Below are 13,280 nucleotides of genomic sequence, written 5' to 3'. Positions count from 1 at the left end.
ACTCGTCGGGCCGTGGACCGCGCAATCGGCTGCAACTTCCGGGTGCCACAAGCAAATCCGCACCCCGCTTCGACACGCACGGAAATCCGTTCGCACGCCGCCGAGCAGGGCTCAAGGAGCGTTCGAGCGACGGGCGGCACGGTGGACATCAACCATGCCCGACAAGTCAGGAGACGCCCGATGAGAACCAGACCCGTCCTGCTCGCGGCGGCTGCCACCCTGCTCACCGCAGCCACCACCACCGCGGCCGTGACCACGGCCTCTGCCGCAACCACCCGGGCGTCCGGTGCGGGCTGCCACACGCTGGACGGGCACACCTTCCAGGCGACCACCGACGTGGGCTTCAACGAGAAGATGGCCTACAACGCCGCCGGTACCCAGCTCACCGCGACGGTGACCTCGCCCGGCCCGTTCGGGCTGGCGGTCGGCACCGTGCTGACCGAGAGCGTGTCGACGGCCCAGGTCGCCGACGGCGTCTACACCGTCAGCTGGATCGAGCCCGGAAACTTCACCGTCAGCGAGGCGCAGAACCTCAACTCCGGAACCATGCACCTGTTCTGGACCTACCCCGACAGCTCCGGCAACCAGGTCGGCGAGCAGCACACGGGAACCGTCACCTGCCTGGCCGGCTGACGTCCCGCGCACGCGATCACGCACCACGGTCCGGCCGGGCGACGCCATCAGGGTCCTCCTCGAAACAGAGGTCCGGACCCCCGCCGGGCCGGCGGCCCTGCGACGACGGTGACTGCCCGGTCGATCCGACTCCACCGCAGGGGCGTGCCCGATGAGGGCACTGGCGGACCGATCCCCCTTGCGGACCCATCCTCAAGGAGGCTCCTCCCATGTCCAACAGGTCCAGGCTCACGGTCGCCGTAGGCGACTGGAGCGCCCGGCACCGCAAGACCGCCGTCTTCGGGTGGCTGCTCTTCGTGGTCCTGGCGACGACGCTCGGCAGCATGGCCGGAACGAAGAACACCACCGACGCCGACAACGGCGTCGGCGAGTCGGGGCGTGCCGTGCACGCCCTGGCCGCGGCCGGGCTCGCCCAGCCCGCCGCCGAGTCGGTGTTCATCCAGGCCCAGGGCTTCACCGCCACCGACCCGCGCTTCCACGCCATCGTCGACGCCTCCGTCGCCGCCGTGGAGGCCACCGGCCGCGTCGCGCAGGTGCAGAGCCCGTACACCAGCGGCGCGCTCTCCGCCGACGGCCACTCCGCGCTGGTCGAGTTCGTGATGACCGGCGACCCCGACACCGTCGCCGACCGGGTGCAGCCCGTGCTCGACGCGGTCGCCAAGGTGCAGTCGCAGCACCCGGAGGCGACCGTCGTCGAGTACGGGACCGCCGGTGCGACGAAGGAGTTCAACGACACCTTCAACAGCGACTTCGCGGGCGCGGAGTGGACGGCCGTGCCGCTGGCGCTGGGCATCCTGCTGATCGTCTTCGGCGCGCTGGTCGCCGCACTGCTGCCGGTGGTACTCGCGGTCACCGCGTTCACAGGCGCCTTCGGGCTGGTCGCGCTGACCACCCGGCTGGTGCCCACCAGCTCCGACGCCTCCTCGGTGATGCTGCTGGTGGGTCTGGCCGTCGGCGTGGACTACTGCCTCTTCTACCTCAGCCGGGAGCGCGAGGAGCGGGCCGCGGGCAAGGACCCGCACACCGCACTGCGGATCGCGGCGGAGACCTCCGGCCACTCGGTGCTGGTCTCGGGCCTGACCGTGATGGTGGCGATGGCCGGCATGTTCCTCACCGGGATCGCCGACTTCCGGGCCATGGGCGTGGCCACCATCGTGGTCGTGCTGGTCGCGGTGCTGGGCTCGCTGACGGTGCTTCCGGCGCTGCTGTCGATGCTCGGTGACAAGGTGGACCGGCTGCGCATTCCGTTCCTGGGCCGCCGTCGTCCCTCCCCCGAGGGCGGACGGCTGCTGGCGCCGGTGCTGCGCACGGTGCTGGCCCGGCCGCTGATCTCCGCCCTGGTCGCCACCCTGGCGCTGCTGGGCCTCGCCGTGCCCGTCCTGGGCATGCACACTGCACAGTTGACGGCTGCTCAGGAACTGCCGAGCACCAACGCCGTGGTGCGCACCGGCGAGCAGATCGCCAAGGCCTTCCCCGGCAGCCCGCTGCCGGCCACCGTGGTGGTGCGCTCCTCCGCGGTCGGCGACCCCGCCCAGACGCAGGCCTTCGCCGCCTTCAAGCGGGCCGCGCTGGCGACCGGCAAGCTGCACGAGCCGATCACCGAGGCCGTCCACGCCGACAAGGGCATCGCGGTCATCTCGGTGACCCTGGACGGCACCGGAACCGACGCGCCCAGCGTCGCCGCGCTGAACGTGCTGCGCGGCCAGGTCATCCCGGCGACGCTCGGCAAGCTGCCGGGCGCCGAGGTCGACGTCGCGGGCGACGCCGCCGCGTCGGTGGACTTCAGCAACCAGCTCTCGCACAGCGCGCTGCCGGTCTTCGCCTTCGTGATCGCGCTGGCCTTCGCGCTGATGCTGATCTCGTTCCGTTCCGTGGTCATCGCGATCACGGCGGCGCTGCTCAACCTGCTCTCCGTCGGGGCGGCGTACGGCGCGCTGACGCTGGTCTTCCAGCACGGCGTCGGGGCCTCGCTGATCGGGGCGCGGACGGTCGGCGCGATCACGTCCTGGCTGCCGCTCTTCCTCTTCGTCATCCTCTTCGGCCTGAGCATGGACTACCACGTCTTCGTGGTGTCCCGGATCAAGGAGGGCCACGACCAGGGCCTGGACACCAAGACCGCGGTCGCCCGCGGCATCGGCAGCACGGCGGGCGTGGTCAGCAGCGCCGCGCTGATCATGGTGGGCGTGTTCGCCATCTTCGGCACCCTCTCGGTCACCTCGATGAAGGAGGTCGGCGTCGGCCTGGCCGTCGCGGTGCTGGTCGACGCGACCGTCATCCGCGGGGTGCTGCTGCCCTCGGTGATGACGCTGCTGGGCGAGCGCAACTGGCGCCGCTCGGAGCGGCACACGGGCACGGTGGCGCCCCAGCGTCCGGCGGCGGGCGAGCGTCCGGGGGCGGGCGAGGACAGCGCGGAGGACGCGGGAGAGCCCGTGGCCGCGGGCTGAGCCCTGTTCCACGCACCACTTCCACTCACCGCTTCCCCACACCGCTTCCGCACGCCGCGCCGCCCCCGTCGTCCTGCCTGCGACGGGGGCGGTTGCGCGCAACCGAACGATCGGTCGTGAATCTTTCACGATCCGGACGTTGGGAACTCACGGTCGACTGCGGTACCTGACACTGTCGCCGCACATCCCCGGAATGTGACAGTCGTGACGTCGGGAATCTCGACACGACGTCAAGCCCGCATCAACAGCGGGTCGGCTCACCACGGAGGAACCATGGAGATCGGGATTCTGGGACCCCTGTCCGCAGAGGCCGGCGGCAGATCCATCGTCCCTAGTGCGGGAAAGCCGCGCCAGGTGCTTGCCCTGCTGGCCGTCTACGCCAACCAGGTCGTCCCCGTCCCCACGCTCATCGAGGAGATCTGGGGCAGCAACATGCCCCGCAGCTCCCTCACCACGCTGCAGACCTACATCCTGCAACTGCGGCGGCTGTTGGCGGCCTCCCTGGGTGAACTGAACCCGGGCGCCGCCAAGGGCATCCTCTCCACCCGCCACCGCGGCTACCTGCTGGAGGTCCAGCCGGGCGCGGTGGACGTGCACGAGTACGACCGTATGGCCGCCGAGGGCCACGCCGAGTTCCAGGCCGGCGACGACGCGGAGGCCGTCCGCCTCTACACCCGCGCGCTGGAGCTGTGGCGCGGGCCGGGCCTGGTCGACGTCCCTGTCGGCCCGGTGCTGGAGATCGAGCTGGCCCGCCTGGAGGAGAGCCGGCTGGGCGTCCTGGAGTGCCGGGTGGAGGCCGAGCTGCGGCTCGGGCACCACTCCGAAATGCTCACCGAGCTCATCGAGCTGACGGCCCGTCACCCACTGAACGAGCGGCTGCACGCACAGTGCATGACGGCGTTCTACCGCTCGGGCAAGCAGTGGCGGGCGCTGGAGGTCTACCAGCTGCTTCGCCGCCGCATCGTCGAGGAGCTGGGCATCGAGCCGTGCAGTGGGCTTCAGCGCCTGCACCAGGCGATGCTGTCCGCGGATCCCGCGCTCGACAACACCCTGCACACCCGGGAACGCCCGCTGCTGGAGCTCTTCGCCGCGTAGCGGCGTTGACGCGGACCGGGGGCGCGGAGCGGGGGCGCCGAGCGCCAACAGGGGCGCGGGGAACTGCGCGAGAAACCACTGATCAGCGGATGGCCCTGCGCGTTCCGGGCTCTACGTCACAGGGTGGCTTATCGCGCAGTTCCCCGCGCCCCTGGTGCTGCAACCACCTGCGGCAGCGAAGCACCGGCTTGTCGCGCCCACGCGGCGGAGCCGCACATCAGCAGAGCCCCGCGCCCCTAGCGTGCTGCAACTTCCTGCGGGAGCGAACAGCAGAGCCTCGCGCCCCTGGTGGTGCAACGTCCCGTCTGCCAGATCTCAAGCACGGTTCAAGGGTGCGCAAGCACCATGGCGGAGCTGCCTCGAACGTACGCGATCGGTATGGCGGCGGAGCAAAGGAGAGGACGGAACGCCGAGGCACTCCCGGGAGGTCGGTCGACATGAGGAGCAACACCGCGCACGTCGGCCACCGCCGGCCGGAGGCCGGCCTTCGCACACCCTTCGGCGACAGGTCCGCGCGCGGCCCTCGCGCGCGCCACGCGCTCTGAGACCACGCTCTCCCCTCCCCACCCCACCCACAGCACCGTCACCGGCCGGCGCCCATGGGGAGAAGCGAACGCCGGCCTCCGAAGGGACTCCTCCTACCATGCCGGACACAAGGCGACTCACCACCGCGAACGGGGTCGACCTCCTCATGGACGCCACCAGCGTCTTCGGTCTGCTCGCCGATCTCGCCACCTGGCCGCAGCTGTTCGACGAGGTGGTGCACACCGAGGTGCTCGAGGACGAGAGCACTCGCCAGCTCGGCCGGATCTGGTCGGTCACCGAGGGCAGGCCGCACGCCTGGACCTCCACCAGGCGGCTGGACTGGGCGCGCCGCAGTATCACGTTCCAGCGGGTGGAACCCGTCGAGCCGATCGCGTTCACCTACGGTGAGTGGCACGTCGTGGACCGCGGCAGTGGACGCTGCCGGGTGCTGCTGCGGCAGGACTTCACCGCGGAGGTGCGCGACGACGAGCAGTACGAGCGGTTGCAGGAGCAACTCGGCGCGGCTGCCGTCGGCCAGTTGCACGCGCTGCGGTCCTCGGTGCACACCGGATCCGGCCATGCGGACCTGCAGTTCGAGGTCCGCGCCACCACCGTGCTGCCGTTCGGCCCCGGCCGTCCGGACGCGATCGCGCAGTTGGCGCGGCCGGAGCTGTGGACGCGGCTGCCGCACGTCCGCTCGGCCGAGGCGCACGGCGCGCACGGGCTGTGGAACGCGGGCGGCCACCGGGTGACCGTGCTCAAGCTCGACCGGGTCGACCCGGACGGCGGGTCGGCGCAGCGACAGCAGATGCAGATCGTGCTGCCCCCGACCACGTTCCGGCTGGACAAGCCGGAGACCCCCGACCCCGAAAAACTGGACCCGGAACAACTGGAGCCGGACCACCCGGAGCCGGACCACCTGGAGCGGGTCACCCACGAGCTGGTCTTCAAGGAGTTGGACCCGCCGCCCTCGGTCGCCGCGCACACCGGACGCTGGTCGGTCCGCGCGATCGCCGCCGACAAGGCGCTGGTCACCGTGCGGCACACGGTCACGCTCGACGCGGTCGGCGTCTTCGCCCAGTTCGGCGCCGATGTGACGCTCACTCAGGCCAGGCGGCAGGTACGCGACGCGGTCCTGACCGAGGACGAGCTGCTGCTGGACGGTCTGCGCGACCTGGTCGTCCCCGACGCGGAGGAGCCGACGTGAGGCGGGCGGTGCTGCGGCTGGGACGCCGGGCGCTGCTGCACGTCCTGCGGGCGCTGACGGTCTTCGGTTCGGTCGGCCTCTGCACGCTGGTCCCGCCCTACGAGGGCTGGGACGGACGCTGGGCCGCGCCCGTCACCCCGGAGCGGCGTCGCCGTCTGTGCGGACCGTCCGCCGGGCATCCGGAGCGGCTCTGCGGGAACGTGCCGCTCACCGCGGCCGAGTCGGACCTCGCCGAGCAGTTGGCCGAACTGGCCGACCTCTGGCCCGAATCCGCGCACTGAGCCCTATCCGAGCCACCCCGGACCACCCCGGACCACCCCGGGCCACCCCGTACCTGCACGGCGCGAGCCCGGCTCCAGCGGTCTGCCGCAGTCTGTGGCGGTCCGGGTCTGCGCCGTTTCTGCACGCCCGTTCCGGCACGCCCGCTTCTGCACGCCCGCTTCTGCACGCCCGTCCGTTTCTGCACTTCCGTTCCTACTCGCTCCCGTCCTCCGGAGAGGTCCGCATGATCACCGAGACCACCTTCATCCGTATCGTCCGCGACGACCTCAAGTTGCCGCTGAACGGCATCGACCTGACCGACGGCCTGCCCGCCGACGGCGGCGCGGTCGCCTGGGACTCGCTGCACGTGCTGCGGCTGGTCGCCGCCGTCGAGAAGGAGACCGGGCACCGGATGCCGGTCGGCCCGCTGCTGGCGGACAAGCGCCTCGGCGCCATCTTCACCACCATCCAGGGCGCCGTCCCCGCCGCCTGACGCGCCTGACGCGTCACCGCCTCGCGCCCCCTACGAAGGATGCTGACATGACCGACCTGTTGACGGCCCCGGCGGAGTCCGGCGGGGCCGAGGCGAACCCGGGCGCCGGGTTCCCGACCATCCACGCGGCCGTGGCCGCCCAGGCCGCCGAACATCCCGAGGCGACCGCCGTCGTCTTCCGCGGCAACGCCGTCGACTACCGGACCCTGGACGCCGCGGCCGGCGCGTACGCCGCCCGGCTCGCCGAGTTCGGGGTCGGTCCCGGGGACGTCGTCCCGGTCCGGATGCCGCGTTCGCCGCAGCAGTTCGCGGTGCTGCTGGGGGTGTTGGCCACCGGCGCCGCCTACGCCGCCTTCGACCACCGCTGGCCCGCCGACCGCGTGGCCGGGCTGCTGGGACAGCTCCAGCCCAAGGTGTTCGTCTCCGACGCCGCCGAGGTGGCCGACGCCGCCGTCGCGAGCCTGGAGCACGGCGTCCGGGAGGCCATGGCGCGCTGGGAGCCGCCAGTCGAGCCGCTGACCCAGGCGGCCGAGCGCGGCGGTCGTCCCAGCCCGGTGGAGGTCGACGCGACCGACGCCGCCTGTGTCTTCTTCACCTCCGGCACCACCGGCACGCCCAAGGGCGTGGTCTCCACGCACCAGGCCACCACCCGCCTCTTCGGCGGCCCCGACGGCCTCCCCGGCTACGGCCCCGGCGGCGGCACGCTGCAGGCCGCGCCGTGTGCCTGGGACGCGTTCAGCCTCGAGGTCTGGGGCATGCTGACCACCGGAGGCACCGTCGTGATCAGCGAGGACGACTACCTGCTCCCCGGCGTGCTGCGGGACGCGGTCGCCGACCACGGCGTGGACACCGTCTTCCTCACCTCCTCGCTGTTCAACCTCTTCGTGGACATGGACCTGGAGTGCTTCCAGGGCGTCGACGCCGTCTACACCGGCGGCGAGCGGCTCTCGGTGGCCCACATCGAGCGGTTCCTGACGGAGCTTCCGCAGGCCCGCCTCTTCAACGCCTACGGCCCGGTGGAGAGTTGCATCTACGCCACCACGCACGAGCTGGGCCTCGCCGACCTGGGCACCCCCGGCGGCCTGCCGATCGGTGTCCCGGTCGCCGCCACGGACGTGCTGGTCGTGGTCGACGGCCGCCTGGCCGCGCCGCGCGAGGAGGGCGAGATCTGCATCGGCGGCGCCGGACTCGCCCAGGGCTACCTGGGCCTGCCCGAGCTGACGGTGGAGAAGTTCCCGACGCTGCTGCTGGACGGCCGTCCGATCCGCGTCTACAAGACCGGCGACCTGGGCTTCCACGACGAGGACGGCGTGCTGCACTTCCGCGGCCGGTCCGACCGCCAGGTCAAGGTGCGCGGCTACCGGATCGAGCCCGGCGAGATAGAGAGCGCGGCGACGCGCGTGCCGGGCGTCCGTCGTGCCGTGGTGGTCCCGGTCCCGGGCAAGACCGCGGCCTGGGAGCAGATCGCGCTCTTCTACGTGCCGGGTGGGCTGGACGACGCGCTGGAGGGCGACGTCCCGGCGGGCGCGACCGAGAACGACCCGGCCGGCCTCGCCTCGGCCCTGGCGACCGGCCTGCCGCCGTACCTGGTGCCGGACGTGATCCGGGTCGTGGCCGAGTTCCCGATGACGCCCAACGGCAAGGTCGACGAGAAGGCGCTGCTGGCTCTGCTGGGATGAGACGAGCCACATACGGAAGGCGCCGCCCGGAGCAACTCCGGGCGGCGCCTTCGTGGTTCGGCCGGGTGGTGAGCGGCGGTCCTCAGTGCTCCTGGCCCCACACGCGGGCGAGGACGCCGCTGAGCACGACCAGGAAGGCGAAGACCGCCGCGGGCGCGGTCTTCCACCAGGCGGCGAGCGCCGCGACACCGAGGCCGTACCAGACGATCTCGAACCCGATGCGCGGCACGCCGTGCAGCGGGTACGGCGCGCCGTTGGGCGCGCCGAACAGCGCCCACAGCACGATCATCAGGATCGGCCCGCCGATGCCGAGGATAAGACGGGGCAGCAGTTTGGGGCTGGCGGTGAACCCCCAGCCGCAGACGGACACGTACACCACAAGCTCCAGCAGGAACGCCAGACCGGCGTTGGCGTTCTTGGCCAGCTCAAGCACGGAAGGTCACCCTCCAGGCAGGCCGACCGGCCGGTCCCGACATGGTTCTGCGGGGCCGGCCGGTCGGCGGGTCATTGGGACAAGGCTACTGAGGGACGACCGTCACCAGGAGGGGGTTTCCAGCACCTCGAGCACGGCGACGGTCCACATGAAGCCGATGCCTGCGCCCGCGGTGACGATCAGGTCGCCGGGCTTGGGCCGACCGGTCTCGACGAGCCGGTTCAGGCCGATGATCTGGTCGCCGCCGCCCATGTGGGCGTAGTCGAGGCCCCAGTCGTAGACGGTGCTGTCGGGGTCGAGGCCGAGGGCGCCGTGGAAGCCCCACTCGACGATCGTCTTGGACATGTTGGCGTGGATGAACCACTGGGTGTCGCCGAGCTCGGTGTCGGCGTCGGTGAGGGCCTGGGTGAGGACCGCGCCGAAGTTCTTGTTGATGCGGGCGATCGCCTCGTCGTAGCCGCCCTCGTTACGCGTCAGCCAGTGCTTCTTGCGGCCGGCCAGGTCGACGGCCTCGCCGTTGTGGAACGGCGCCGGGGTCCACGCGTCGCTGCCGCGGTAGAGCGGCTCCAGGGACGGGTCGCCGTGGCTGGCGGTGGAGCGGACCTTCAGGAAGCCGCCCTGGGTGGAGAGGACGACCGCGCCCGCGCCGTCGCCGTAGACGACCTGGTCGTCGGCCTTCCAGCGGTCCCAGTAGGGCAGCTTGAACGCGTCGCCGGTGGTGACCAGGGCGGCGGTGTGCTCCGGACGGGCGGCGATCCAGGAGGCCGCGACCTCGGTGGCCGCCAGGCCGCTGTTGGAGCCCTGGCGCACCTCGAAGGCCGCGCCGTGGCCGCCGACGGTCTCGTTCTGCACGTAGTGGGCGGGCGTCCAGACGTCCTGGCCCTGGTGGCCGACGCTGGCGTGGACGGTCACCGCGAACTCCTCGGCCGCGATGCCCGAGCGCTCGACGGCCTGGCGCCCGGCGGCGGCGGCCATGACCGGCCCGGTCTCCTCCTCGGAGGCGACGCGGACGCCGCGGTAGCCGTTGGCCTCGCGCTCGCCCTCGCCGTAGAGGCCGTCCGCGACCGCCTGCTCGGCGGTGAAGACCTGCTCCGGCAGGTAGGCGCCGAGACCGGCGATGTACAGGTTCTGCCAGCGCATGGCGTGCTCCTCGTGTGGTTGGAAAACCGGACTGTCCGGGGATCTGTCAGCGGGGTCTGTCTGCGGTCGGCCTGCGCCAGCCGACGGTCCCAGCATCGGCGTCCGTCCTCGAACGCCCCTCGAACCGGGGTACACGTCCGGACACGCGTGACGGCGCCGACCCAGGCCGGGTCGGCGCCGTCACCGTTCCTACCTCAGGCCGGGACCAGTTCCAGCTCCCGTGCGTCCGAGACCAGTTGGCGGGTGAAGCCGGCGAACGGCTCGCCCAGGAAGTAGAAGTGACCGCCGGGGAAGAAGCGGGTGTGGAAGTCCCCGCTGGTCTCCTCCTCCCAGGCCAGGACCATGTCCAGCGGCGCCCAGGCGTCACCCATCCCGCCGAAGGCGAGGATCGGGCAGCCCAGCGGCTCCCGGCCGGCCGAGGGCCGGTAGGAGTCGACGGCCTTGAGGTCGGCCCGGCTGATCCGCAGGAAGCGCTCGACGAAGCCCGGCACCTCGCGGATCCGGTCCGGCGTGCCGCCCAGCGCCAGCAGCTCGGCGAGCAGCTCGTCGTCCTCCAACTCGTGCAGGCCGCGCGAGACCTGCGCCTGGTAGGCCGGGGCGGCCCGGCCGGAGACGACGACGAAGGACGGCGCGCTGCCGCTCGCCTGGAGCCGACGCGAGACCTCGACCGCCAGAATGGCGCCGAGACTGTGCCCGAACACCGCGAACGGGGCGTCCAGCCACGGTTGGACGTCCGCGACGGCCAGGTCGATCAGCTCCTCCATGTCGTGGAGCGGCTGCTGGCCGTGGCGCTTGCCGCGGCCGGGCAGGTCCAGCAGGACCAGGTCCCAGTCCTCCGGCAGCGCCCGGCTCATGGGGTAGTAGACGGACGCGGAGCCGCCCGCATGGTGGAAACCGATCAGGCGCAGTCTCGGCTTCTCCACCGGACGCGGTCGCACGAAGGGGGTCATGCGCTCTGCTCCAGATCCTTGTTGAGGGAGGCCTCGCTGACGGAGACGCTGCTGACGACGAAGGTGCTGAGCCGCAGGAACAGCTCGTCCAGCGGGATCTCCTCCAGGAAGTGGTCGAGCGGGACGTCCTCGACGCCGTACTCGTCCTCGATGGCGATGGTGAGCTGCATGGCGCAGAACGAATCGCCGCCGACCTCCGCGAACGGGCGGGTGCCGTCGAGCTCGTCGGCCCGCAGGACCTCGGCGAGCTTGGCGCGCAGGAACTCCTCGACCTCCCGGGTGCTCTCCGCCGCCGGGGTGGCCTCCTCGTCCGGCGTGCCGTGCTCCTGGGCCTCGACACCGTGGCCACCGCCCGTTCCCGCGGGCGGCATCTCGTCGACCCAGCAGCGGCGACGGCGGAAGGCGTAGGTCGGCAGGTCGCCGAGCAGCTCGGCCCCGGCCGGACGCAGTGCCTCCCAGCGGAGTTCGGCTCCGGCGGTGTGCAGCGCGCCGAGCGCGGTCAGCAGCAGCTCCGGCGTCCGCGCCGGGTCCGCGCCGAGCAGCGGGAGGAGCGTGCCGCCGTCCACCTCCAGCGCGGCGTGGACGCCGCCGGGCAGCGCCACCTCGCCGGACTGGACGCGGACGCCCAGCCCGACCAGCAGCTCGCGCAGGCCACTCCCCCCCTGGAGAAGGCCCGGGTACGTCGCCCCCAAGGCCTCCAGCGCGGCGGCGAGTTGCGGGCCCTCGGCGACGCCGAGCCGGACCGCGGGCGCCTCGCCGACCGGTGCGGCAGGGTGCTGCTCGACGGCCGTGCGCAGCGCCTGCGCCAGCTCGGTCCCGGTGGCGCCGGTGACGGCGATCCGGTACTCGAAGGCGGTGCGGCCGACGCGCAGCGTGTGGCAGGCCGAGTGGAGCCGGGCGCGGTCCGCCTGCTCCAGTACCTCGGCGGTGCCGACGGCCAACTGGTAGAGGCTGTCCGGGTGCCGCGCGGAGAGCACGACCAGCTGGGGCCCGGCCTCCGCGCCGGCAGCGCCAGTTGCAGGCACGGGCTCGTACGCCTCCAGTACCGCATGGGCGTTGGTGCCGCTCATGCCGAAGGCGCTGATCCCGGCCACCCGGCGGGCGAACGCCTCCGGCCACGGCGCGGACCGGCGCGGAACGGTGAGCCGGGTGCGCTGCCACGGGATGAAGCTGTTCAGCTCGCCGTCGTCCTCCGACAGCGCGGCCGGGATGACGCCGTGACCGAGCATCAGCACCACCTTGATCAGCCCGGCCAGTCCGGCGGCGGCCTCCAGGTGGCCGATCCGGGACTTGACGCTGCCGATCGCCAGCGGCGCAGTCCGGCCCTTGGCGCCGGAGCCGACCACCGCGTCCAGCGCACCGGCCTCGATCGGGTCGCCGAGCGAGGTGCCGGTGCCGTGCGCCTCGACCCAGCCGACCTCGGCCGGGTCGACCCGGGCGTCCTGGTAGGCAGCCCGGATGACCTGCTGCTGAGCAGGTCCGTTGGGCACCGTCAGGCCGGAGGAGGCCCCGTCGTGGTTGACGGCGGTGCCGCGCAGCACGGCCAGCACCGGACGGCCCTCCGCCTCGGCGTCGGCCAGCCGCATCAGCACCATCGTGCCGATGCCCTCGCCCCGGCCGTAGCCGTCGGCGGCGGCCGTGAAGGACTTGGACCGGCCGTCCGGGGCCAGGGCCCGGCTCTGGCACAGGGAGACCATCAGGTCCGCCGAGATCAGCAGGTTGGAACCGGCCACGAGCGCGTAGCGGCACTCCTCACGGCGCAGGCTCTGCGTCGCCTGGTGCAGCGCGACCAGCGAGGACGAGCAGGCCGTGTCGACGCTGAGCGCCGGGCCGGAGAAGCCCATCACGTAGCTGATCCGCCCGGCGGCCATCGAGTGGCCCGCGCCGATCCCGTAGTAGGGGTCGATCGCGGACTTGTCCTCGCGGCCCGCGAACCGCTCCGCGTACTCCGAGGTCATGATGCCGAGGAAGACCCCGGCGTCGAGCCGCTCCTGCCGGCGCACCGCGATGCCGGCCCGCTCGAAGGCCTCCCAGGAGGTCTCCAGCAGCAGGCGCTGCTGCGGGTCGATCGCCTCGGCCTCGCGCTGCGAGATGCCGAAGAACGCGGGGTCGAACTCGCCGATCCCGTCAAGGAATCCGGCGCGGTCGACGTAGGAGCGGCCGGGCCGCCCGGGCTGCGGGTCGTGGACGGCGCGCAGCCCGGGACGGTCGGCGGGGATCGGGCCGAGGCCGTCCGCGTCGGAGGTCAGGAAGTTCCAGTACTGCTCGGGGGTGGTCACGCCGCCCGGCAGCCGGAGCGCGACGGACACGACGGCCAGCGGGGAGTGCCGGGCGTCCTCCAGCTCGCGCACCCGGTTCCTGAGGGTGCGGGAGAGCCGGAGTTGGTCCTCCATCAGGGCACGGATCTCTTCGAGTTGCAT

General features: G+C 72.4%; 11 protein-coding genes. 7 read left to right on the top strand and 4 right to left on the bottom strand.

The genetic code is table 11. The annotated features are described in order from the left end of the window. The first annotated feature begins 180 nt into the window (after nucleotides 1–180). The 7 genes from ABH928_RS25630 (at nucleotide 181) to ABH928_RS25600 (ending at nucleotide 8,337) form a co-directional block, all read left to right on the top strand. Complete coding sequence (locus tag ABH928_RS25630) at nucleotides 181–633, top strand: hypothetical protein (protein ID WP_370070500.1); 453 nt, start codon at nucleotides 181–183, stop codon at nucleotides 631–633. 209 nt (nucleotides 634–842) lie between these two features. Further along, nucleotides 843–3,077, top strand: coding sequence for an MMPL family transporter (locus ABH928_RS25625; protein ID WP_370070498.1), 2,235 nt, complete (start codon nucleotides 843–845; stop codon nucleotides 3,075–3,077). Between the two features lie 273 nt (nucleotides 3,078–3,350). Then, entirely contained in the window at nucleotides 3,351–4,172 is an 822-nt protein-coding gene (locus ABH928_RS25620; RefSeq protein WP_370070496.1) for a BTAD domain-containing putative transcriptional regulator, read from the top strand. 643 nt (nucleotides 4,173–4,815) lie between these two features. After that, nucleotides 4,816–5,904: an SRPBCC family protein gene (locus tag ABH928_RS25615; protein ID WP_370070494.1), complete on the top strand. Its 1,089-nt coding sequence runs from the start codon at nucleotides 4,816–4,818 to the stop codon at nucleotides 5,902–5,904. Then, a complete protein-coding gene (locus ABH928_RS25610; protein ID WP_370070492.1) occupies nucleotides 5,901–6,185 on the top strand; it encodes a DUF6059 family protein in 285 nt (94 codons plus the stop codon). Before ABH928_RS25615 ends, ABH928_RS25610 begins: the two co-directional genes overlap by 4 nt. 224 nt (nucleotides 6,186–6,409) lie before the next feature. After that, a complete protein-coding gene (locus ABH928_RS25605; RefSeq protein ID WP_370070490.1) occupies nucleotides 6,410–6,658 on the top strand; it encodes an acyl carrier protein in 249 nt (82 codons plus the stop codon). A gap of 47 nt (nucleotides 6,659–6,705) precedes the next feature. After that, nucleotides 6,706–8,337, top strand: a complete 1,632-nt coding sequence (locus tag ABH928_RS25600) for an amino acid adenylation domain-containing protein (protein WP_370070488.1) — start codon at nucleotides 6,706–6,708, stop codon at nucleotides 8,335–8,337. Between the two features lie 82 nt (nucleotides 8,338–8,419). On the opposite strand, the gene ABH928_RS25595 is transcribed toward ABH928_RS25600, so the two are convergent. The 4 genes from ABH928_RS25595 to ABH928_RS25580 form a co-directional block, all read right to left on the bottom strand. Beyond that, nucleotides 8,420–8,770 carry a YrdB family protein gene (locus tag ABH928_RS25595; protein WP_370070486.1) on the bottom strand — a complete coding sequence of 117 codons (351 nt, stop codon included), beginning with the start codon at nucleotides 8,768–8,770 and terminating at the stop codon, nucleotides 8,420–8,422. Nucleotides 8,771–8,872: 102 nt separating this feature from the next. After that, nucleotides 8,873–9,910 (bottom strand): ketoacyl-ACP synthase III family protein, encoded by a 1,038-nt coding sequence (locus tag ABH928_RS25590; RefSeq protein ID WP_370070484.1) that lies wholly within the window; start codon nucleotides 9,908–9,910, stop codon nucleotides 8,873–8,875. Nucleotides 9,911–10,104: 194 nt separating this feature from the next. Beyond that, nucleotides 10,105–10,860: a thioesterase II family protein gene (locus ABH928_RS25585; RefSeq protein WP_370070482.1), complete on the bottom strand. Its 756-nt coding sequence runs from the start codon at nucleotides 10,858–10,860 to the stop codon at nucleotides 10,105–10,107. Continuing rightward, nucleotides 10,857–13,280: a beta-ketoacyl synthase N-terminal-like domain-containing protein gene (locus ABH928_RS25580; protein ID WP_370070480.1), complete on the bottom strand. Its 2,424-nt coding sequence runs from the start codon at nucleotides 13,278–13,280 to the stop codon at nucleotides 10,857–10,859. The genes ABH928_RS25585 and ABH928_RS25580 overlap by 4 nt, the downstream gene beginning before the upstream one ends.

Origin of the sequence: Streptacidiphilus sp. MAP5-3, assembly GCF_041262505.1 — a bacterium.
Classification (GTDB): domain Bacteria; phylum Actinomycetota; class Actinomycetes; order Streptomycetales; family Streptomycetaceae; genus Streptacidiphilus.
The sequence above is the reverse complement of the archived record's forward strand: the minus strand, read 5'-3'. Positions and strand labels throughout refer to the sequence as shown.